Source organism: Thauera sp. 2A1, assembly GCF_009469595.2.
GTDB lineage: Bacteria > Pseudomonadota > Gammaproteobacteria > Burkholderiales > Rhodocyclaceae > Thauera.
Genome location: NZ_SSXV01000014.1, coordinates 56158 through 79607, shown reverse-complemented (window position 1 = coordinate 79607; position 23450 = coordinate 56158). Strand labels below are relative to the sequence as shown.

General features: G+C 67.9%; 12 protein-coding genes. 7 read left to right on the top strand and 5 right to left on the bottom strand.

Annotated elements, in window-relative coordinates:
- The first annotated feature begins 256 nt into the window (after positions 1-256).
- The 6 genes from glgB (at position 257) to GH664_RS13755 (ending at position 11643) form a co-directional block, all read left to right on the top strand.
- Entirely contained in the window at positions 257-2416 is a 2160-nt protein-coding gene (gene glgB, locus GH664_RS13780; protein ID WP_228111516.1) for a 1,4-alpha-glucan branching protein GlgB, read from the top strand.
- Positions 2409-4646: a glycogen debranching protein GlgX gene (glgX, locus tag GH664_RS13775; protein WP_228111515.1), complete on the top strand. Its 2238-nt coding sequence runs from the start codon at positions 2409-2411 to the stop codon at positions 4644-4646. Before glgB ends, glgX begins: the two co-directional genes overlap by 8 nt.
- Positions 4643-6292, top strand: a complete 1650-nt coding sequence (locus GH664_RS13770) for an alpha-D-glucose phosphate-specific phosphoglucomutase (protein ID WP_153168654.1) — start codon at positions 4643-4645, stop codon at positions 6290-6292. The genes glgX and GH664_RS13770 overlap by 4 nt, the downstream gene beginning before the upstream one ends.
- A 58-nt stretch (positions 6293-6350) precedes the next feature.
- The gene (gene glgC / locus GH664_RS13765) at positions 6351-7628 is read left to right on the top strand and encodes a glucose-1-phosphate adenylyltransferase (protein ID WP_153168653.1); all 1278 of its coding nucleotides are present in this window, start codon (positions 6351-6353) and stop codon (positions 7626-7628) included.
- Between the two features lie 11 nt (positions 7629-7639).
- Positions 7640-9100, top strand: a complete 1461-nt coding sequence (glgA, locus tag GH664_RS13760) for a glycogen synthase GlgA (protein ID WP_153168652.1) — start codon at positions 7640-7642, stop codon at positions 9098-9100.
- 83 nt (positions 9101-9183) lie between these two features.
- On the top strand, positions 9184-11643 hold the full coding sequence (locus GH664_RS13755) for a glycogen/starch/alpha-glucan phosphorylase (RefSeq protein ID WP_153168651.1): 2460 nt from the start codon (positions 9184-9186) through the stop codon (positions 11641-11643).
- A gap of 70 nt (positions 11644-11713) precedes the next feature.
- On the opposite strand, the gene GH664_RS13750 is transcribed toward GH664_RS13755, so the two are convergent.
- The gene (locus GH664_RS13750) at positions 11714-13918 is read right to left on the bottom strand and encodes an OsmC domain/YcaO domain-containing protein (protein ID WP_153168650.1); all 2205 of its coding nucleotides are present in this window, start codon (positions 13916-13918) and stop codon (positions 11714-11716) included.
- 261 nt (positions 13919-14179) lie between these two features.
- On the opposite strand from GH664_RS13750, the gene GH664_RS13745 reads away from it, so the two are divergent.
- Complete coding sequence (locus GH664_RS13745; protein ID WP_228111514.1) at positions 14180-15391, top strand: YbfB/YjiJ family MFS transporter; 1212 nt, start codon at positions 14180-14182, stop codon at positions 15389-15391.
- 52 nt (positions 15392-15443) lie between these two features.
- On the opposite strand, the gene GH664_RS13740 is transcribed toward GH664_RS13745, so the two are convergent.
- From GH664_RS13740 to uvrC, 4 genes are all read right to left on the bottom strand, one after another.
- A complete protein-coding gene (locus tag GH664_RS13740; RefSeq protein WP_153168649.1) occupies positions 15444-16535 on the bottom strand; it encodes an ADP-ribosylglycohydrolase family protein in 1092 nt (363 codons plus the stop codon).
- Positions 16532-18652, bottom strand: coding sequence for a 5-histidylcysteine sulfoxide synthase (gene ovoA / locus GH664_RS13735; RefSeq protein WP_228111513.1), 2121 nt, complete (start codon positions 18650-18652; stop codon positions 16532-16534). Before ovoA ends, GH664_RS13740 begins: the two co-directional genes overlap by 4 nt.
- A 224-nt stretch (positions 18653-18876) precedes the next feature.
- A complete protein-coding gene (locus GH664_RS13730) occupies positions 18877-21471 on the bottom strand; it encodes a PEP/pyruvate-binding domain-containing protein (RefSeq protein WP_153168647.1) in 2595 nt (864 codons plus the stop codon).
- Between the two features lie 24 nt (positions 21472-21495).
- A complete protein-coding gene (uvrC, locus tag GH664_RS13725; protein WP_153168646.1) occupies positions 21496-23313 on the bottom strand; it encodes an excinuclease ABC subunit UvrC in 1818 nt (605 codons plus the stop codon).
- Positions 23314-23450 lie beyond the last annotated feature (137 nt).

Below are 23450 nucleotides of genomic sequence, written 5' to 3'. Positions count from 1 at the left end.
ACTGCGAGCGTGTCGACGCGAATAATGCACGCCTACACAAGCGATAGACCCCACATCGGCCCGGATTTGCGCGAACATTGGAACCGATGCCAGATGCAACCACCACGTCCCACGTCTCCTGACATTGCCTCCCGGAATCTGCACCCCTGATCCATCGCTCAAGCGGTGCCCCAATATGCCAAAGCCACCTCCCGAGGCCTCGTGCCCTCCCCCTGACGCCGGCGGGCAGATCGATCCCGGGGCACTCGACGCCCTCATGCGGACCACGCACGGCGACCCGTTCTCAGTGCTCGGTCTGCATTCCACCCAGGACGGCGTCGTCATCCGCGCGCTGCTGCCGGGCGCCCGCACCGTCGCGGTGGTGGACGCGCATGCGCGACGCGTGGCGAACCTCCAGCGCCAGGCGGACAGCGCGCTCTTCACCGCCGTCATCCCGCGCCGCCGCAAGCCGTTCGCATATCGGCTGCGCGTCGAATGGGCAACACCTGACGAATCGGTCGACCACACCTCGGACATCGACGATCCCTACCGTTTTCCGCCGCTGATCCATGACCTGGACGTGTGGCTGCTCGCCGAGGGCACGCACCACCGCCCCTACGAGTGGCTGGGCGCACACCTCAACGTGGTGGACGGTGTCGCCGGCACGCGCTTCGCCGTATGGGCGCCGGCGGCCCGCCGCGTGTCGGTGGTGGGCGGATTCAACAACTGGGACGGCCGGCGCCATCCGATGCGGCTGCGCCACGAATGCGGCGTGTGGGAACTCTTCGTGCCCGAGGTGGGCGAAGGCGATCTGTACAAGTTCGAGGTCCTCGGCAGCGACGGGGCAGTGCGCACAAAGTCCGACCCTTTCGCCTTCCGCGCCGAGATGCGGCCGCAGACCGCCTCGGTAGTGCAGCGCTTGCTGCCCGGCCTGGCGAGCGACGAGGCGCGCCGCCGGGCCAATGCGCTCGACGCGCCGATCAGCATCTACGAGGTGCATCCGGGCTCGTGGCGACGCAATGCACGTGGCGAATGGCTGAGCTATCGCGAGCTGGCCGAGCAGCTCGTGCCCTACGTGCGCGACCTGGGCTTCACCCACATCGAGCTGATGCCGGTGCACGAGCACCCTTTCGACGGCTCCTGGGGCTACCAGCCCACCGGGCTGTACGCGCCCACCTCGCGCTTCGGCACCCCGGCGGAATTCCGCGCCTTCGTCGAGGCCGCCCGCGCTGCCGGGCTGGGTGTGATCCTCGACTGGGTACCCGCCCACTTCCCCACCGACGCGCACGGCCTCGCCCGCTTCGACGGCACGCACCTGTACGAGCACGCCGACCCGCGCGAAGGCTTCCATCACGACTGGAACACGCTGATCTACAACTACGGCCGCGCCGAGGTGCGCAACTACCTGATCGGTAACGCGCTTTACTGGATCGAGCGCTTCGGCATCGACGGCCTGCGCGTGGATGCGGTGGCGTCGATGCTGTATCGCGACTACAGCCGCAAGGCCGGCGAATGGATCCCGAACCGGGAAGGCGGCCGCGAGAACCTGGAGGCGATCGAGTTCCTGCGCCGCATGAACCACATCGTCGGCACCCAGCGTCCGGAGGCGATCACCTTCGCGGAAGAATCGACCGCCTTCCCGCAGGTCACCCGGCCGCCCGCGCCCGACCTGCAAGGGGGAGGACTGGGCTTCCACTACAAGTGGAACATGGGCTGGATGAACGACACGCTGGCCTATTTCGCGCGCGACCCGGTGCATCGCAAGCACCACCACGACCAGATCCGCTTCTCGCTGATGTATGCCTTCAGCGAGAACTTCGTGCTGCCGCTGTCACACGACGAGGTGGTGCACGGCAAGGGCTCGCTGCTGCGCAAGATGCCGGGCGACGACTGGCAGCGCTTCGCGAACCTGCGCGCGTATTACGGCTACATGTGGGGGCATCCGGGCAAGAAGCTGCTGTTCATGGGTTGCGAGTTCGCGCCCTGGGACGAATGGAACGCGGACGTGGCCCTGCCCTGGCATCTGCTCGACCAGGCGCCGCATGCCGGCGTGCAGCGCCTGGTGCGCGATCTCAACGCGGTGATGCGCCACTATCCGGCGCTGCACCAGCTCGACGTCTCGCCCGAGGGCTTCGCGTGGATCAGCCATGACGATGCCACGCATTCGATCATTGCCTTCGAGCGCCGCGACGCCGCAGGGCGCGCGGTGGTGGTGGTCTGCAACCTGACGCCGGTGGTGCGCGCAGGCTGGCGTATCGGTGTGCCGCAGGGCGGTCTGTGGCGCGAGATCATCAACACCGACGCTGCCATCTACGGCGGCTCGGGCGTCGGCAACGCGCCGCTCGCCAGCGAACCCGTCGCGTGGCACGGCCGCGCGCAGTCGGTGGCGCTGACGCTGCCGCCGCTTGCGACCCTGATGCTGGTATGCGATGACTGACATGTCGGACGCGCCCGGCCCGCTGCTGCAGACGCTGGTTCCCGGCCGCCCGTGGCCGCTGGGGGCGACCCTCTGCGAGGCTGGGGTCAACTTCGCCGTATGGGCACCCGACGCCACCGCCATCGACCTGTGCCTGTTCGACGACGCCGGCCGCCACGAGCTCGCCCGCCAACGCCTGCCGGCGTGCAGCGAGGGCGTGTGGCACGGCCGGCTTCCGGACGCGCGCCCCGGCCTGGTCTATGCCCTGCGCGCGCACGGCCCCTGGGCGCCGCAGCAGGGTCACCGCTTCAACACGGCCAAGCTGCTGCTCGACCCGTGGGCGCGCGAGGTGGTCGGGCGCTATGGGCGACAGGGACCGGGGCCTGCCGACGACACCGCGCTCGGGGCCGAACTCGCGCTGCACGTCGGCCACCTGGCCGCCGATGCGGACCAGCCCGACCAGCGCGACAACGCCGCCGTTGCGCTGAAGGCGCGCGTGCCGGCGCCGCTCGCGCCGTCGCCGCGGCCGCCGCGCCCCGGCATCCCGCGCGCGCGCATGGTGCTGTACGAAGCCCATGTCCGCAGCCTCACCATGCTGCATCCGGACATCCCCGCAGAACTGCGCGGCAGCTACGCGGCGCTCGCGCATCCGGCGATGCTTGCCCACTACCGCAGCCTGGGCATCACCACGCTCAACCTGCTGCCGCTGCATTTCCGCGCCGACGAGGCCGCGCTGCAGCGCCGCGGCCTTGCCAACCACTGGGGCTATGCACCGATCGCCTGGCTGGCGCCCGAAACCCGCTACTGGAGCGGCCGCCCGGGCACCTCGCCGGAATCGGAACTGCGCGACGCGATCGACGGCCTGCACGCGGCAGGCCTGGAGGTGCTGCTGGACGTGGTGTTCAACCACACCGCGGAAATCGACGACAACGGACCGACGCTGTCGCTGCGCGGCCTCGCCAATGCGCGCTATTACCACCTCACGCCGGGCAAGGCGTCGCGCTACCAGGATTTCACCGGCTGCGGCAACGCGGTGAACCTGGCCGAACCGCGGGTGGTGGAACTGGTGCTCGGCGCGCTGCGGCACTGGGCGGAACACTACCGCGTCGACGGCTTTCGCTTCGACCTCGCGGCCACGCTGGCGCGCGACGGCCATGGCACGTTCAGCACCAGCGCGGGCTTCTTCGCCGCGCTGCAGGCCGACCCGCTGCTGGCACCGCTGAAATGGATCGCCGAGCCCTGGGACATCGGCGCCGGCGGCTACCAGCTCGGCGCCTTTCCGGCAGGCTGGCTGGAGTGGAACGACCAGTATCGCGACGCGATGCGCGCCTGGTGGCTGCGCGGCTGCGGCGATCGCGGCGAATTCGCGCACCGCTTCGCCGGGTCCAGCACGCAGTTCCGCCACGCGGCGCGTGCGCCGACGGCCAGCGTCAACTTCATCACTGCGCACGACGGCTTCACGCTGCGCGACCTGGTGAGCTTCGACCACAAACACAACCTGGCGAACGGCGAAGGCAACCGCGACGGGCACCACCACAACAATTCCTGGAACTGCGGCGTCGAGGGCGAGACCGACGATGCCGCCGTCAATGCGCTGCGCGCCCGCCTGCAGCGCGCCCTGCTAGCCACCCTGCTGACTTCCCAGGGTACGCCCATGCTGCTGGCGGGCGACGAGATCGGCCACAGCGAGCGAGGCAACAACAACGCCTACTGCCAGGACAACGACACCACCTGGCTGGACTGGCGCGGGCGCGACGCCGGCCTGCTCGCCTGCGCGCGACGCCTGCTCGCCCTGCGCGCGCAACACCCGGCGCTGCGCCAGGCCGACTGGCTCGCCAGCCACCCCGATCCGCACACGCCACAGCCGGTGCTGTGGTGGCATCCCGACGGCCATGTGCTGCACGGAAGCGACTGGCAGGCCGCCAACGACCGCGCGCTGGCGATCCGGCTGCAGGCGCCGACCGCCAACGAATGCGGCGAAGGTGCCTGCGGCGTGCTGCTGCTGGTCAATCCCGGCGCCGAGCGCGACTTCCGCCTGCCGCCCGGACGCTGGCAGATGGTCTTCGACAGCGACAGCGCTGACGGCCTGCCCGCCACGGTCGAGACGCTCGCCTCGCATGTCCACGCGCCCGCGCCGATGTGGACCGTCCCGGCGCGCTGCATCCAGATCCTGATCGACGCGCGGCCGACGCCGGACCATCCGGCCGAGGCCCGCGCCAACCCATTCCCGCCCCATGAGGCCAGACCATGAAGATCCTCGACATCGCCACCCGCCCCTTCGCCGGCCAGCGCCCTGGCACCTCCGGCCTGCGCAAGAAGGTCGACGTGTTCCAGCAGCCGCATTACCTGGAAAACTTCGTGCAGTCGCTGTTCGACATCCTGCCCGACCGCGCCGGCCAGACCCTGGTGCTGGGGGGCGACGGCCGCTTCCACAATCGCGTCGCGATCCAGACCATCCTGCGCATGGCCGCGGCCAACGGCATCGGCAAGGTGCTGGTCGGCCGCGGCGGGCTGCTGTCCACGCCGGCGGTGAGCGCGGTGATCCGCAAGCGCGGCGCCTACGGCGGCATCATCCTGTCGGCCAGCCACAATCCGGGCGGCCCGGACGGCGACTTCGGCATCAAGTACAACATCGGCAACGGCGGCCCGGCACCGGAGAAGGTGACCGAGGCCATCTACGCGCGCACCCAGGCCATCGACAGCTATCGCATCGCCGGTGACACCCCCGACATCGACATCGACCGCCTCGGCGCCGGCAGCCTGGGCGACATGCAGGTGGAGGTGATCGATCCGGTCGCCGACTACGCCGAGCTGATGCAGCAGCTCTTCGACTTCGAGACGATGCGCGCGTGGTTCGCCGCCGGCCATCGCATGCGCTACGACGCGATGTGCGCAGTGGGCGGCCCCTACGCCCGTGCCATCTTCGAAGGCATGCTCGGCGCGCCGGCCGGCACGGTGGTCAATGGCGAACCGCGCGAAGATTTCGGCGGCCATCACCCCGACCCCAATCCGGCGCATGCCACCGAGCTGATCGCCGCGATGAGCGGCCCTGCGGCGCCCGACTTCGGCGCCGCCTCCGACGGCGATGCAGATCGCAACATGATCCTGGGCCGCGACTTCGTCGTGACGCCTTCGGACAGCCTCGCGGTGCTCGCAGCCAACGCCACGCTGGTGCCAGGCTACAAGGCCGGGCTGGCCGGCATCGCGCGCTCCATGCCCACCTCCTGCGCCGCCGATGCGGTGGCCAAGGCGCTGGGCATCGCCTGCTTCGAGACGCCCACCGGCTGGAAATTCTTCGGCAACCTGCTCGACGCCGGCCGCGCCACGCTGTGCGGGGAGGAGAGCTACGGCACCGGCTCCAGCCACGTGCGCGAGAAGGACGGCCTGTGGGCCATCCTGTTCTGGCTCAACCTGCAGGCGGCCACCGGCCTGTCGGTGGAGGCGCTGGTGCGGCGCCACTGGGCAGGCTTCGGCCGCCACTACTACTCGCGCCACGACTGGGAAGGCATCGCCACCGAACGCGCCGATGCGCTGATGGCGGCGTTGCGCGACAAGCTGCCCGGGCTCTCCGGGCGCGAGTTCCCGTCGCCGGACGGTGCCACGCTGCGCATCGGCAGCGCTGACGATTTCGCCTACACCGACCCGGTCGACGGCTCGGTGAGCACCCGCCAAGGTGTGCGCCTGTTGTTCGAAGGCGGCAGCCGGGTGGTGTTCCGCCTGTCGGGCACCGGCACCGAAGGCGCCACGCTGCGCGTGTATCTGGAGCGCTTCGAGGCCGATGCGTCGCGCCACGACCAGCCCACCCAGCAGGCGCTCGCCGCGCTGATCGCGGCGGCGGAAGCGGTGGCCGGCATTCGCGCGCACACCGGCAAGCAGGCCCCCACCGTCATCACCTGAACCGCGCCGGCCCACAGCCCAAGCACCGCACACCGGATCTGGATACGGAGAAAGCATCATGCACATCAAAGGCAACAGTGCAGACGGCGGCCGCGCCCTGGCGCGGCGCTCGATCGCGCTCGTGCTGGCCGGCGGCCGCGGCTCGCGGCTGCGCGACCTCACCAACGTCCGAGCCAAGCCGGCGGTTCATTTCGGCGGCAAGTTCCGCATCATCGACTTCGCGCTGTCGAACTGCCTGAACTCGGGCATCCGCCGCATGGGCGTCATCACCCAGTACAAGAGCCACTCGCTGCTGCGCCACCTGCAACGCGGCTGGAGCTTCCTGCGCAACGAGATGAACGAGTTCCTCGACCTGCTGCCCGCACAGCAACGCATCGACGAGGAGCACTGGTACCAGGGCACGGCGGATGCCGTCTTCCAGAACCTCGACATCATCCGCACCAATACGCGGCCCCCCGAGTACATCGTGATCCTGGCCGGCGACCACGTATACAAGATGGACTACCTCGTCATGCTCGCCGACCACGCCGCCAGCGGCCGCAATGTCACGGTGGGCTGCATCGAGGTGACGCGCAGCGAAGCGAGCGCCTTCGGCGTCATGGCGATCGACGCGCAGCGCCACATCACCGCCTTCGTCGAGAAGCCCGCCGACCCGCCGCCGATGCCGGGCAACCCGGAGATGTCGCTGGCCAGCATGGGCATCTACGTATTCAACGCCGACTATCTCTACCGCCTGCTCGAGGATGACGCGAAGAACCCGCACTCCAGCCACGATTTCGGCAAGGACATCATTCCGCGCGCGGTGGCCGAGCAGCAGGCGCAGGCGCACCCCTTCTCGATGTCGGCCATCGCCACGCCGCCTTTCTCCGGGCCCTACTGGCGCGACGTCGGCACGGTGGATGCCTACTGGGCGGCCAACCTCGACCTCGCCTCGACCACACCGGCCTTGAACATGTACGACAAGGACTGGCCGATCTGGACCTACCAGGAGCAACTGCCGCCCGCCAAGTTCGTGCATGACCAGGAGGGGCGCCGCGGCGAGGCGATCAACGCGCTGGTGTCGGCCGGCTGCATCGTGTCGGGCTCGGTGGTGCGCAACTCGGTGCTGTTCTCCAACATCCTGGTGCGCTCCTTCAGCGAGATCGACCAGGCGGTGGTGCTGCCCGACGTGCAGATCAACCGGCACTGCCGGCTCAGCCGCGTGGTGATCGACCGCGGCTGCAAGATCCCCGAAGGCCTGGTCATCGGCGAGGACGCGGAGCTCGACGCGCAGCGCTTCCATCGCACCGAAGGCGGCGTCGTGCTGGTGACCCAGCAGATGCTGGATGCACTGTGAGGACGGCGACCATGCGCGTGCTGCAGGCCTGTGCCGAGATCTTTCCGCTGCTGAAGACGGGCGGCCTGGCCGACGTGGCCGGCGCCCTGCCCCCCGCCCTGCGCGCGCTGGGCGCCGACGTGCGCGTGCTGCTGCCCGGTTTTCTGCCCATCCTCGACGGGCTGCAGAACGCGGAGGAAGTGGCGAAGCTGTCGCCTCCCGCGGCATTGGCCCCCGGCGGCGCCCGCCTGCTGCGCGGCCATCTGCCGGCCTGCGACGTCGATGCCTACGTGATCGACGCGCCCGCGTGCTACCACCGCAGCGGCGGCCCCTATGCCGACGCGCAGCACCAGCCCTACGCCGACAACCACCTGCGCTTCGCGCTGCTGGGCTGGACGGCCGCCGCCCTGGCCGAGGGCCTGGATGCGGCCTGGACGCCGCAGGTCGTGCATGCGCACGACTGGCATGCGGCGCTCGCGCCGGCCTACCTTCGCGCGGCCGCCGAGGCCAGCGGACGGAAGCCCGCAGGCAGCATCTACACGGTGCACAACCTCGCCTACCAGGGCCTGTTCGACGCCCGCCACTTCGCCGAGCTCGGCCTGCCGGCGCATTACTTCGACATGCACGGCGTGGAATTCCACGGCCAGGTGAACTTCATGAAGGCCGGCCTGTACTACGCCGACCGCATCACCACCGTCAGCCCCAGCTACGCGCGCGAGATCCAGCAACCCGAGCAGGGCTGCGGGCTCGACGGCCTGTTGCGCAGCCGCGCGCAGGATCTGTCCGGCATCCTCAACGGGGTCGATGACGCGGTCTGGAACCCGGCCACCGATCGCCTGCTGGCCGGCCGCTACGACGCCACCGGCCTCGAGGCCAAGGCCGGCTGCAAGGCCGCCCTGCAGCGCGAGCTGGGCCTGCAGGTTGCCGCCGCGTCGCCGATCTTCTGCGTGGTGAGCCGACTCACCGAGCAGAAGGGCCTGCACCTGGTGTTGCAGGCGCTGCCGGAACTCATCGCCAGGGGCGCGCAATTCGCCCTCCTGGGCAGCGGCGATACGGGCCTCGAGGCCGCCTTCCGCGCCGCCGCGGAGGCCAGCCCGGATGCGGTCGCGGTCAGGCTGGGCTACGACGAAGCCTTCGCCCATCGCCTGATCGCCGGCAGCGACGTGATCATGGTGCCGTCGCGTTACGAACCCTGCGGCCTCACGCAGCTCTACGGCCTCAAGTACGGCACGCTGCCGCTGGTGCGCCGGGTCGGCGGCCTGGCCGACACCGTGGCCGACACCCGGCTCGAGACGCTGGACACCGATGCCACCGGCTTCGTCTTCGACGACTTCGCCGCCACGGGTCTGCTGCAGGCTGCGGACCGGGCGCTGGCGCTGTACCGCCGCGTGGGCGAATGGCGCCAGGTGCAGCAGCGCGCGATGGCACAGCCCTGCGGCTGGGATGTCGCCGCCGCGCGCTATCTGGCACTCTACCGGCAGGTCGGCGGCTGACCCGTCGACGCCCCTCGCCCGCACCGACGTCCCTCTCCTTCCCAACTCCTTCGACCCCCGGCCTTCGCATCGTGAACCCGCCCATGGATCTGCAGCAGTTCGAGCACCACTACGACCACCTGTCGCGCGACGTCGCCGCATTCAAGCGCGCGATCTCGAACAAGCTGATGTACCAGATCGCCAAGAATCCGGAGTCCGCGCGCACCGAGGACTGGCTGCACGCCGTCTCCTACGCGGTGCGCGACCACCTGGTGGAGCGCTGGATGAAGACCATCCGCGCCTGCTACGAGCAGGACGTGAAGCGGGTGTACTACCTGTCGATGGAGTTCCTCATCGGCCGCACCTTCACCAACGCGATGCTGGCCGCCGACCTGATGCCGATCGTGCGCCAGGCGCTGCGCGAGCTCGACGTCGACCCCGACGCGCTGCTCGAGCTCGAACCCGACGCCGCGCTGGGCAACGGCGGCCTCGGCCGGCTGGCCGCCTGCTTCCTCGACTCCATGGCCACGCTCGACATCGCCGGCATGGGCTACGGCATCCGCTACGACTATGGCATGTTCCGCCAGCGCATCATCGACGGCCAGCAGGTGGAGGTGCCCGACTACTGGCTGACCCACGGCAACCCGTGGGAATTCCAGCGCCCCGAGATCCGCGTGCTGGTGCGCTACGGCGGCCACCTCGAGGAGCACGGCGACGAGGTGCGCTGGGTCGGCACCGACGACGTGCTGGCGATGGCTTACGACCAGATGATTCCCGGCTACGGCACCGAGGTGGTCAACACGCTGCGCCTGTGGTCGGCGAAGGCCACCGAGGAGATGGACCTCACCGCCTTCAACCGCGGCAACTACTTCGGCGCAGTGGAAGGCAAGAACCACTCCGAGAACGTGTCGCGCGTGCTGTATCCGGACGACTCCACGCTGTCGGGGCGCGAACTGCGCCTGCGCCAGGAATACTTCTTCGTGTCGGCCAGCCTGCAGGACATCGTGCGCCGATACCTCTTCAACCACGACACGTTCGACGCGCTGCCGGACAAGGTGAGCCTGCACCTCAACGACACCCATCCGGTGCTGGCGATCCCCGAGCTGATGCGCCTGCTGGTCGACGAGCATGGCGTGCCCTGGAAGCGCGCCTGGGCGCTATGCCAGAAGGTGTTCTCCTACACCAACCACACGCTGATGCACGAGGCGCTCGAGACCTGGCCGGTGGACATGCTGGGCCGCGTGCTGCCGCGCCACCTGCGCATCATCTTCGACATCAACGCCGACTTCCTCACCAGCGTCACCGCCGCCCACGGCCACGACATCGAGCTGATGCGCCGGCTGTCGCTGGTCGACGAGCACGGCGAACGCCGCGTGCGCATGGCCTACCTGGCGGTGGTCGCCTCGCACTCGGTGAATGGCGTGTCGGCGCTGCATTCGAACCTGATGAAGGAGTCGATCTTCGCCGACTTCGCGCGCCTGTGGCCCGAGCGCTTCAACAACAAGACCAACGGCGTCACGCCGCGGCGCTGGCTGGCCCAGGCCAACCCGGGCCTCGCCGCGCTGATCGACGAACGCCTCGGCCCCACCTGGCGGCGCAACCTTGACCAGCTCGCCGCGCTGCGCGAATATCAGCACGATGCCGGCTTCATGCAGCGTTTCCGCGCGGTGAAGCGCCAGAACAAGGAAGGCCTCGCCCGCTACGTGAGCGAGCGCCTGTGCATCGAGCTGAATCCCGACGCGCTGTTCGACGTGCATGTGAAGCGCATGCACGAATACAAGCGCCAGTTGCTCAACGTGCTGCACGTCGTCACCCGCTACCAGGCCATCCTCGCGCAGCCGGACACCGACTGGGTGCCGCGGGTGGTGATCTTCGCCGGCAAGTCGGCCTCGGCCTACCAGTTCGCCAAGCTGATCATCCACCTGATCAATGACGTCGCCACCACGATCAACAACGACCCGCGCATCGGCGACCGCCTGAAGGTGGTGTTTCTGCCCAACTACCGCGTCAGCCTGGCGGAGCGGATCATCCCCGCGGCCGACCTTTCCGAGCAGATCTCGACCGCCGGCACCGAGGCCTCGGGCACCGGCAACATGAAGCTGGCGTTGAACGGCGCGCTCACCATCGGCACGCTTGACGGCGCCAACGTCGAGATCCGCGAGCAGGTCGGCGAGGACAACATCTTCATCTTCGGCCACACCACCGACGAGGTCGCCGACATCCGCGCACGCGGCTACCCGCCGCGCAGTTACTACGACAGCGACCCGGCGCTGAAGGCGGCGCTGGACGCCATCCGCGACGGCGTCTTCAGCCCCGGCGACCCCGGCCGCTACCATCAGGTGTTCGACGTGCTGGTGAATTGGGGCGACCACTACCTGCTGCTGGCCGACTACGCCAGCTATGTCGCCGCCCAGCACAGGGTCGACGCCGCCTTCCGCGACGCCGAGGACTGGAGCCGGCGCGCGCTGCTCAACGTCGCCGGCATGGGCGCGTTCTCGTCGGATCGCACCATCGCCGAGTACGCCAGCACGATCTGGCACACAGCGCCGGTCAGCATGACCTGAATCGTGAACCACGCACGCGGGGCACCACCCCCAGTCGGCCTTGCGCTTGCCGCAGCCGCGACGCCTCCCCCTAAGCGGACAGAGCCGCCACCTTGGCGCGCGCCGCGTGCAGCTTCTTGTAGCTGTCCATCAACCGCTGGTGCCTGTCGAGCCCTTCCAGCTTCAAGCTCGTCGGCGTCAGGCCGAAGAAACGCACGCTGCCGTCCACCGACCCCAACACCGCATCCATCCACGGGTTGCCGAACATCCGGCGGAAATTGACCTCGTAGTCGTCGAGTTCCAGTTCATCGTCCAGCACCACTTCCAGCACCACATTCAAGGCCTGGTAGAACAGAACGCGCTCCACCGTGTTCTCGTTGTATTGCAGGAAAGCCTCCACACGCTCCTTCGCCGCCTCGAACTGCTTGAGGGCGAGATTGATCAGCAGCTTCAACTCGAGAATCGTCAACTGACCCCAGACCGTATTCTCGTCGAACTCGATGCCGATCAAGGTAATGATGTCAATGTAATCATCAAGCTCGCTCGCTTCCAGACGCTCAAGCAGCGCTTCCAGACTCGAATCGTCGAGCCGGTGCAGGTTCAGGATGTCGTCACGGAACAGCAGCGCCTTGTTGGTGTTGTCCCAGATCAGGTCTTCCACCGGATAGACCTCGGAATATCCCGGCACCAGGATGCGGCAGGCCGTGGCGCCGAGCTGGTCGTACACCGCCATATACACTTCCTTGCCCATCTCCTCGAGAATGCCGAGCAGCGTCGCGGCTTCGTCCGCGTTGGAGTTTTCACCATGGCCGGAAAAGTCCCACTCGACGAAATCGAAATCGGCTTTGGCACTGAAGAAGCGCCACGACACCACGCCGCTGGAGTCGATGAAGTGCTCGACGAAGTTGTTGGGCTCGGTGACGGCGTTGCTTTCAAAGGTTGGCGGGGGCAGATCGTTCAGGCCTTCAAAGCTTCGCCCTTGCAGCAACTCGGTCAGGCTGCGTTCCAGCGCCACTTCCAGGCTCGGGTGCGCGCCGAACGAGGCAAACACACCGCCGGTGCGCGGGTTCATCAAGGTGACGCACATCACCGGAAACTGTCCGCCCAGCGACGCATCCTTCACCAGCACCGGAAAGCCCTGCCGCTCCAGCTCTTCGATGCCGGCGAGAATCCCCGGATATTTCGCCAGCACCTCCTGCGGCACATCGGGCAGCGCGAGCTCGCCTTCGAGAATCTCGCGTTTCACCGCCCGCTCGAAGATCTCCGACAGGCATTGCACCTTTGCCTCGGCCAGCGTGTTGCCGGCGCTCATGCCGTTGCTGAGGAACAGGTTGTCGATGAGGTTGGACGGAAAATAGACCACCGCGCCGTCGGACTGACGGACATACGGCAGCGAGCAGATGCCGCGCTCCACATTGCCGGAATTGGTGTCGTACAGATGCGAGCCACGCAGCTCGCCATCCGGGTCGTAAATCTCCAGGCAATAGTCGTCGAGAATCTCGACGGGCAAGGCATCGTCCGGGCCGGGCTTGAACCAGCGCTCGTCCGGATAGTGCACGAACGGCGCGTTGGCGATCTCCTCGCCCCAGAATTGGTCGTTATAGAAATGATTGCAGCTCGTGCGCTCGATGAATTCACCCAAGGCCGACGCCAGCGCGCTTTCCTTGCTCGCGCCCTTGCCATTGGTAAAACACATCGGCGAATGCGCATCGCGGATGTGCAGTGACCAAACATTGGGAACCAGATTGCGCCACGACGCGATCTCGATCTTGATCCCCAGGTCCGCCAGCACCCGCGACATATTGGCGATGGTCTGCTCCAGCGGCAGATCCTTCCCCACGATATAGGTGCAGGCTTCGGATTCCGGATTCAGCGTCAGCAGGGCCTGAGCATCGGCATCCAGATTCTCCACCACCTCGATGACGAACTCGGGCCCGGTCTGCACCACCTTCTTGACCGTACACCGATCGATGGAACGCAGAATGCCCTGACGGTCCGCCGCGGAGATGTCATCCGGCAACTCGACCTGGATCTTGAAAATCTGCTTGTATCGGTTCTCCGGATCAACGATGTTGTTCTGCGACAGGCGGATGTTGTCGGTCGGAATATTGCGCGTCTCGCAATACAGCTTCACGAAATACGCCGCACACAAGGCGGACGAAGCCAGGAAGTAATCGAACGGCCCCGGCGCCGAGCCATCGCCCTTGTAGCGGATAGGCTGATCGGCCACCACCGTGAAGTCGTCGAACCTGGCTTCAAGACGAAGCTTGTCGAGAAAATTGACCTTAATTTCCACGCGGTAATCCAGAGATGGCGTTCGAGACGAATTGGCCGCCATTATCGCCGGTTTCACGGTGGAAGAACCGTGCTTCGGAGCAGTTCAGGAAGGTGCAGGCTGCACCGACTGAAACGCAGCCGTCCCAAGCCACGCAAGGACATGAGCCCGCACATCGACGCGGAAATGTCGTTTCGTCGACAAATGTCGTCTTTCTATCGAAAGAGCGGCCCGTGCAGATTCGTTAGCATGACCGGCGTGACTCGATCAAGTGAAACGCCCATGAATGCCTTGGCCGCGGCCATGACGAAGACTGAGCCGGATGAACGCCATCGCGTCGTTCTCGCGGGTATCTGCGCGCTCATTCTCACCGTGGGGCTGGCACGCTTCGCCTACACGCCGATGCTGCCCGTCATGCGCGATCAGGCGGGCTTGTCGCCTCTGGCAGGTGGCTGGCTGGCAAGCGTCAACTACGCCGGTTACTTGTCGGGGGCCCTGCTGGCCGCTTCCATTAGCGACCTTGGCCGCAAGTTCATGCTTTACCGCCTGGGCCTGGTCATTGCGGTCTTGAGCACCGGGGCCATGGCCCTCACCGACAACGTCCTGGTCTGGGCCGGGTTGCGATTCGCCGCAGGTTTCTCCAGCGCGGCCGGCCTGCTGCTGGCCTCGGGCCTGGTGCTGAACTGGCTGATGCGCCAGGGCTACCGTCCGGAGCTTGGATTGCATTTCATGGGCCTCGGGCTGGGCATCGTCGTGTCGGGCGTCGCCGTCGCCACAATGGTCGACTGGCTCACGTGGGACGAGCAGTGGATGGGCCTTTGCGTCCTCGGCGCCGTCTTCTTCCTGCCGGCATGGTGCTATCTGCCTGCACCCGCCGTCGTCCAGGCCACGGACGCCGCAGCCCGGCCGGCACCCGCACCGATCGCGCCGAGCAGGCGCTGGCTGTGGCTCCTCACCGCGGCGTACTTCTGCGCCGGTTTCGGCTACGTCGTCAGTGCCACCTTCATCGTCGCCATTCTTGAAAAAGGCCCCCTGCTCGCCGGCAAGGGAAGCTGGATCTGGGTGATCGTCGGCCTCGCCGCCGCCCCGTCCAGCTTCGCGTGGGACCGCCTTGCCCGCTCGATGGGACATAGTCGTGCCCTGATGCTCGCCTACGGCCTGCAGACGATTTCCATCATCGTGCCGGTGTTGACCGATGGCGCCGTGCCCAACGTGCTGGGAGCGATCCTTTTCGGCGCGACGTTCGTCGGCATCGTCAGCCTCACGCTGACGCTGATCGGGCGCCATTTCCCGGCCAATCCCGCGAAGGCCATGGCACGCATGACGCTCAGCTATGGCGCGGCACAGATCTGCGCTCCGGCCATGGCTGGCTGCATCGCCACCGCGACCGGCAGCTACGACGCGGCTCTGGTCGTGACGGCCGTCGTCATGCTTGGCGGAATGGTCCTCCTGCGGGCACTCACAATCGAAGAGAAAAGGATTCCGGCTCACTGAGGCTGGAAATGGGCTGCCGGCAACGCGCATGCTCGCCTTCGAAGGAACAGCCTCAAGCACCTGCCGCTTCCGCCGCGACGCCGCGCACCAGTGCCAGCAGCCACTCCCGCTCCTCCAGCCCTTCAATGAAGCGCTGCGGAATACCGTCGATCCCGACCTGCGCCCCCACCAGCGCCCCCGTCAGCATCGCCCGCGCGAGGTTCTGGCCGCCGCCATTGACCGCATGCAACACGGCGGATTCGAAGTCGCCGGCGAAGCGTGCGGCGAGATAGTAGGCCGGCTGGAACTGGTGATACACCGCGCAGGGCATGCCATACACCAGCGACACCTTCCACGCCGGTTCGATGCGGATGTCAGGGTCGAGCGCGGCGCGGGCGATCGCCGAGGGCGTGAGCAGCGCGTCGGGCGAGGGAAAGCGGCCGAGCGTCGGGGCTTCGGCCGCGCCCGGCTTCGGCGCCTGCAGGTTGCCAACGGTCACGGTGTGGAAAGGCAGCGCGCCGGCTTTCACGCGGGCCATCAGCTTGGCCGAGATCGAGGCGTCGAGCGCGTGGCCTTCGACCAGCATGCCGAGCACCGCGCCGAAGGCGACCGTCATCGCCACCACCGTACCGTCGGTCTGCGTGAGCAAGGTGTTGCGCGTGACCGCATCGGCGAGCGCGGACGGGTCGAGCGCGTAGCGCACCGCGAGGGCGAGCGTGCGCTCGGCCGCCTCGGTCGTGTCGGCGTTGCCGGCGACCTGGCCCCAGGGCAGGCCCTGCTGCACGCGCTTGCGCCAGGCTTCGCGGATCGACTGGCTGGTGTAGCCGCCGGGGCCGTGCATCGGCACGCCATCGATGTGCGGAAAGAAATCCTCGTCCATGCACCGGCAGAAGTCGGCTTCGTCGTAGCCGCCGCAGGCCGCCAGCGACTCCAGCGTCAGGCGCAGCAGCAGACCGGCCTGGGAGGATTCGCCCGCCTTCATTCCCGCGTGGTAATGGTCGGACATCGGCGCGGTGTAGTCGGAGATCCACTCGCCGTAGCGCGCGTGCAGCTCGTCGAGGTCGTAGTACCAGTGGGGCCCCAGTGCCAGCGCGTCGCCGATGAAGGCGCCCATCAGCGCGCCGGCGGCGCGGTCGGCGACGGAAAGGTTCGTATTGGTCGTCATGCGCGGCGTCTCCAGATGGTCAGTTCAGACAGCGTGTGCTGGTGCTTGCGCCGCGTTTCGCGGATCACGAACGGCACGGACTGCGGTCCCTGCACCAGCTCGAAGTCGGCGGCGAGCAGGTCCTTGAGGCCGTCGAGGGTGGTGTAGGACTCGCCATCCTTCTTGAAGCCGCCGATCCATTCCTCGCGCTTGGTGTGCTCTTCCAGCCAGGTGTAGGGCGAGGCGATCAGCAGCAGGCCGCCGGGGTTGAGCCGGCGCGTGACGTCGGCGAGGAAGCGGCGCGGGCTGTACAGGCGGTCGATCAGGTTTGCGGCGAGGATGAGGTCGAAGCCGGTGAAGACGTCCTTCAGGTTGCAGGCGTCGCCTTGCCAGAACTCGACGCGGCCGGCGGTCCCGGCGAGGCCGAGCGCATCCAGCCGGCGCTCGTGGTAGGTCACCAGCTCACCCTCGTCGGGCATCGTGTAGCGCAGCACGCCGGTTTCGGCGAGCTTGACGCCGGCCTGGATGAAGCGCGCCGAGAAGTCGATGCCGACCACGTGCTCGAAGGCGCGCGCCAGCTCGAAGCTGGCGCGGCCCGTGGCGCAGCCCAGGTCCAGCGCGCGGCCGAACCTGCCCTTGCCGAAGCGGCGCTGGGCCGCGATGGCGATGTCGGCCAGCGCCTTCGGGAAGTTGGGCACGCCGAAGGCCTCGTCGCCATAGTGGAACTCGGCGTACTGCGACAGCAGCGCGTCGGTCTCGTAGGTCGAGGCCGGGTTGAGCGCCGGCGCATCGCTGACGATGTAGCGGAAGCCCGCGTGCTGGAAGAAGTGACGGCGGAAGGCGTAGCGCGAGGCGTGGCGCGATTCGTTGCCCGCCGAAATCCAGCTTCCACCCTTGATGATGCCGTGGCGGTCGTCGAAGGTCGGGGTGGTGAAGTCATCGTAGATCGGGTGCACGTCGAAGCCGTCGAAGGGATAGGTCGGCGTCTCGCACCATTGCCAGACATTGCCGACCACGTCGAACAGCTCGCCGTGGGCGAAGCGCGTCACCGGGCAGCTCGAGGCCCAGTGATCCAGGTGCAGATTGGCGTTGGCGGGGGCGTCGTGCGGCACGTCGGCGAGGCCGACATGGTCGTGGATGCGGTTCCATTCGTCCTCGGTCGGCAGGCGTACCGGCTGGCCGGTCTCGCGTGCCTTCCAGCGGCAGAAGGCGCGCGCCTCCAGGCAATTGACCTCCACCGGCCAGTCCCAGCGCATTGGCACCTCTTCGGCCATCAGGCGCAGCTTCCAGCCGGCGCCGTCGGGCACCCAGAAGGTGGGATGTTCGGCGCGGGCGAAGCGCTTCCAGCCCAGGCCTTCCTCGTCCCATACGCTGTCGTCGGCATAGCCGCCGGCCTCGACGAAGGCGAGGTATTCACGGTTGCTCACGAGGTAGCGGGCTGCCTGGAACGCAGGCACCTCGGCGCGATGATGACCGTATTCGTTGTCCCAGCCGTAGATGGGCTCGTCGAAGGCGCGGCCCAGCTGCACGACGCCGGCGGGGATGTCGACCAGCACGTTGGCCGGCGGCTCGCCGTGCTCGGTGCAGGGCTGCCAGGCGGGATGCGGCTGCACATACTGCAGCGCATGCTGGCGCATCAGCACCGAGGAGGTCTCGAGGTGGATGCGCTCGTGCTCGATGCCCATGACCACCGCCCAGAAGGGATCCTTCCAGCCGATCGGCAGCGTGAAGGGCGTCTCCCGGATCACGCGGTCGACCACCGCCCTCACCTTCCTGCGGTATTCGGCGACTTCGGCGACGGTGGGCCAGTCGTAGCGGGTGTCGTCGAGGTCGTCCCAGCTCATCTCGTCGACGCCGACGGCGAACATGGATTCGAGGCGCGGGTCGATGCGCTGCTCGATGAGACCGGCGAGCATGAACTTGTTGATGAAGAAGGTCGCGGTGTGGCCGAAGTAGAAGATCAGCGGGTGGCGCAGGCTGATCGGCTTCCTGTAGTAGGCCTCGTCGCCGTTGAGCACCTCGAAGAGCGACTCATAGCGGTCGAAGGTCGCGTGGAAGTAGTCGAGCAGCTCCCGCCGCTTGGCCTCGACGTCAGTGCCGGCGAGGAAGGGTGTGCGCGGGAAAAGCGTGCGCGGCACAGCGCCTTGCACAGGGGATGAACCGGCGGGTTGTTTGAGATCGCACATCTTGCGTTTCCCGAGAGTGGCGGAGTGCCTCCCCCGAAAAGGGGAGGGATAAGAGCAATGCGGCATCTGGCCGTACGCCATTGCCCATCGTTTCAGGATTCTCGAATCTTACTCAAGACGCCGCATCGTTGCTCATGGACTACCCCGGGCACACGACCGGCAGCGCGCTCCCGCGATCATCCGCCCAGGGTCAGCACCACCTGCTGGCGTTCGGCGTCGGCGTAAAGCGTCGCCCGACCCGGCTCGAGGTCGACCACGTGCACCATGTCGGCCCAGCGCGCGGCATCGGGCAGCAGCTCGACGAGCCGGTTGGGGAAGGCACACAGCGCTTCCTCGTCGAGATGGTTGCCGGCAACTTTCGGGAACAGCGCGAAGTACAGCATGTCGGCCTCGATCAGCTCGTTGAGGAAGTGGGTGCCGAGGGACACGTCGGGCACCAGGTTGTCGTGCATGGCGACGATTTCGCACAGCGCGGCGACGTGGTTGATCTCGGCGAAGACGACCGGTATGCCCAGCCACAGGTCGCGCGAACCCCAGCGCCCGGGCCCCAGCAGCAGCAGGCAGCGCCCTTCGCTCACCTGGTTGAGGCGGCCGAGCACGCGCGTCACGGCGAGGCGGTCGGCCTGGCCGAGGCGGCCGTACTGCGCGAGACGCACCAGCACGATGCGCTGCGGGTGAATGACCCGCCCCGGCCCGATCACCGCGCCGCGTGCGGCCAGCACCTGCGGCACGCCCGCCGGCGGCTGCACCGCGCTGGCGCCTTCACTGTTGCGGATCTGCAGCGGACGGCACTGCAGCAGATTGATGCGGTAACCGCCGCCCGGCGTGCAGTTGAGCGCGAACTCGACCTCCACCGGGTGAGCGTAGGCGGCATGCAGCGTTGCGAGCAGCGCACGCATGTCGTCGACGAAGCCGGTGCGCGACACCAGCCCGTCAAACGTCAGGAAGGCAGGGCCCTCGCCGCGCTCGTGGCTGGTGTCGCGACTCGTGAACAGCGCGAAGGGGAAATCATCCGCGCCCATCACCAGCTCGGCGAACGGCCCGGACACCAGCCGGTTCTGCTGCAGGTCGAGCGCATCCATGCGCCGCTGGGCATGGCGGGCGATGGCGCCGAAATTGGTCTCGGGTCGCAACGAGGGCGCATTGAGCGCGATCAACCGCGTGTAGTCGTCGTCGCTCCGATCCACCGCGCGCGTGCCCAGGCCCGCCACCAGCCGGAGCACGCCGGCGCGCATGTCGATCTGCGGATTCCACGGGTAGGGATTCACCGACAGCCCGACGCCTGCAGCGTGCGGATGGAAGTAGCGCCGCCCGCCGGTGCCCGACACCCGCATGATCAGCAGCGCCATCTGCTCGTGCTCGTGCAGCAGGCCGCGGCGCTGGCGGTAGCGCAGCGCCTGCTCGCTCAGCGTGCTGGCATAGACCTGGCGCACCGCATCGAGCAGGTCGGCAAGGCGCTTGTCGCGCGGGCCCTGGTTCACGCAGAACACGCTGTCGTACTGCCCGGCGAAGGCGTTGCCGTAGCGGTCCTCCAGCCGCGAGCTGGAGCGGACGATGAAAGGCCACTCGCCGAAGTAATCCAGCATGGCCTCGAACTGGCGCACGGTCGAGGCCGGGAACGCGCCCTGCAGGATGCGTTCGCGCGCTTCGTCCAGCCCCTGCAGGAAGGTGTCGGATTCGCGCTGTTGGCGACGGATCCACCACAGCCGGTTATGGACGAAGAAGGTGTCGAACACCTCGGTGCCGACGAAGAAGGAGTCGTGCGCCTCGAGCCGCTCGTGCAGGGAGGGCAGGTCGTGGCGCAGGATGGCCCGCGCCAGCAGCATGCCGGCCGCCTTGCCGCCGATGGAGCCGATGCCGATCATGCGGGCGCGGATGGCGAGCAGATCCTCCAGCCACAGGTAACGCTCGATCAGCCGCAGCAGCCCTTCGTCTTCCGGAAACAGCAGCCGGCTCAGGCGCGCGAAGCTGGCCGCCTCGTCCGCCACCAGCCCGCCGCCCTCGCCGGCCTGGCGCCAGGCGACGAGTCCGCGCGCGGTGGCGAACTGGTGGTCCCAGTGGCTGACGACGGCGCTGCCTTCGAGGCCCGCCCAGCCCGAACCGGCGAGGATCTCCGACACCGTGCCGCTGTCGGCCACCGGCCGGAAACGATCGCCCTCCTCCCAGGCGTGGATCAAATTCATCACCGCCGCCGAGCGGTGCTGGACCTTGATCGGCCGGACATAGAGGCGGCCGCGGCAGCGGAACACGTCGAGCAGGTACTGGGTGGTGTCGGTGATGGTGTCCATGCCGTCGGCGGCATGGGTGTTGCGATACACGCCGAAGTAGGTGACGGTGTCGAGGTCGAACAGGCGCGGGCAGGTGAGGCGGAAGAAGTTGCCCATCATGCGGTCCGACTGCCAGGCTTCGGCCAGTTCGGACAGGCAGTCGAACACGTACATCGTCTCGCGCCCCGCCGCCTCGATGACCGAGTGCACCTGGTCCACGAAGGCATCGAAACCGTCCTGCGGTCGTGGATGGTGGATCTCCACGCCCTCCTCCACGCCCGCCTCCGGATCCAGCAGCGGCGCATGCGAGGCGAAGCGGAAGTAGATCAGCCGCCGACGCTGGGCACGCGCGGCGCGGGCGTAGGGCTGCACCAGGGCGAGATACTCGTCCAGCGACTGGATCTGCCACACGATGTTGTCGCCGCGCTGCACGCCGCGCAGCACGGCATCGAGCCCGGGCAGGCCGGTGGTGGGGGCGAAGGCGGGAACGTGCGTGTCGTCCATGGCTGCGCCCCTCCCGGGCGCCGTTCAGTGCAAGGCGGCGTGGATCTGCTCGGCCAGCTTGCGGTTGATGCCATCCACCCGGCAAAGATCCTCGACGGTGGCGTTGCGCACCCCGTCCAGGCCACCGAACGCTGCGAGCAGGTTGCGCCGCCGCGACGGGCCGACGCCCGGGATGTCTTCGAGCTTCGAGCCGACACGCGCCTTGCCGCGCTTGGCGCGATGGCCGGTGATGGCGAAGCGGTGCGCCTCGTCACGGATTTCGACGATCAGGTGCAGCGCGGCAGATTCGCCGCCCAGTGCCAGGCCTTCGCGGCCGTCCGGGAAGATCAGCGTCTCCAGCCCCGCCTTGCGCCCTTCGCCCTTGGCCACGCCGACCATATTCACCGATTCGAGTCCGACTTCGGCGAGGATCTCCCGCGCCGCGCTGACCTGGCCCTTGCCGCCGTCGATCAGGATCAGGTCGGGGCACACGCCCTCGCCCGCCGCCACCTTGCCGTAGCGGCGCTCCAGCGCCTGGCGCATCGCCGCGAAGTCGTCGCCCGGGGTGATGCCGGTGATGTTGTAGCGGCGGTATTCGGAGTTCTTCATCGCGCCTGCCTCGCACACCACGCAGGAGGCCACGGTGGCTTCGCCCATGGTGTGGCTGATGTCGAAGCATTCGATGCGCTGCGGCGCTTCCTCGAGATTGAGCGCCTCGCGCAGCGCGTCGAGCCGCGCCTCGAGCCGGCCGGTGTCGCGCGCGCGGGTCTGGATGGCGAGCCGCGCGTTCTTCTCGGCCATCTCCATCCAGGCCTTTTCCGCGGCGAAGCGGGGTTGCACGACGCCCGGAGGTGGGTCGGCGATCTCGGCCAGGGTGTCGCGCAGCGGCTCGGGGGCGAGGTTCACCAGGATGCGCGCCGGGATGGGGTGCTGGCTGTAGTGCTGTTCGACGAAGGCGAGCAGGCTGTCCTCGGCGCCGGACACCGCAGCGCCGCTGGGGAACTGCGGCCGGTCGCCGAGGTGGCGGCCGCCGCGCACCATGGCGATGTTGACGCAGGTGAGCCCGCCCTCCTCGACCGCGGCAAGGATGTCGACGTCCTCGTCCTTGCGGCTGTCGACGAACTGCTTGTGCAGCACGGCCTGCAGCACGCGCACCTGGTCGCGGCAGGCAGCCGCTTCCTCGAAGGCGAGGCGCTCGGCGGCGTCCTGCATCCGGGCGGTGAGGTCGTCGATGACTTCGCTGGCCTGGCCGTCGAGGAAGCGCGCGGCGAGCTTGACGTCGGCGGCGTAGTCGTCCTTGTCGATGAGGCCGACGCAGGGGCCGGTGCAGCGCTTGATCTGTTGCAGCAGGCAGGGGCGCGAGCGGTTCTGGAAAACCGTGTTCTCGCAGGTGCGCAGTTGGAAGGTTTTCTGCAGCAGGTGGATGCTTTCGCGCACCGCCCAGGCGTTGGGGAAGGGGCCGAAGTAGCGCGCGCCCTTGGTGAAGGCGCCGCGATGGTAGGCAAGGCGCGGGAATTCGTCGCCCGAGAGTTCGAAGTAGGGGTATGTCTTGTCGTCGCGGAAGAGGATGTTGTAGCGCGGCGCGAGGCTCTTGATGAGGTTGTTCTCGAGGATCAGGGCCTCGGCCTCGGAGCGGGTGGCGGTGATGTCGACGCGCCGGATCTGCGCGACCATCATGGCGATGCGCGGGCTGGAGAGCGTCTTCTGGAAGTAGCTGGAGACGCGGCGCTTGAGGTTCTTGGCCTTGCCGACGTAGAGGACCTTGTCCTCGGCGCCGATCATGCGATAGACGCCGGGCTCCTCGGTGAGGGTACGGAGGAAGGCCTTGGCGTCGAAGGCGGAGGTGGGCGTCGGATCGGTCATGGTCGGTGCTGGGCGGCTTCTGAAAACCGTCGGTGCGTTGGATTGCGCACGGGGCATTCGTTCTGCAGGCTGCGGAACTCGTTCGCTGCGCTCACTCAGACAGTCCTCGCCTGCGCCACGAACACCCCGCACGCAAC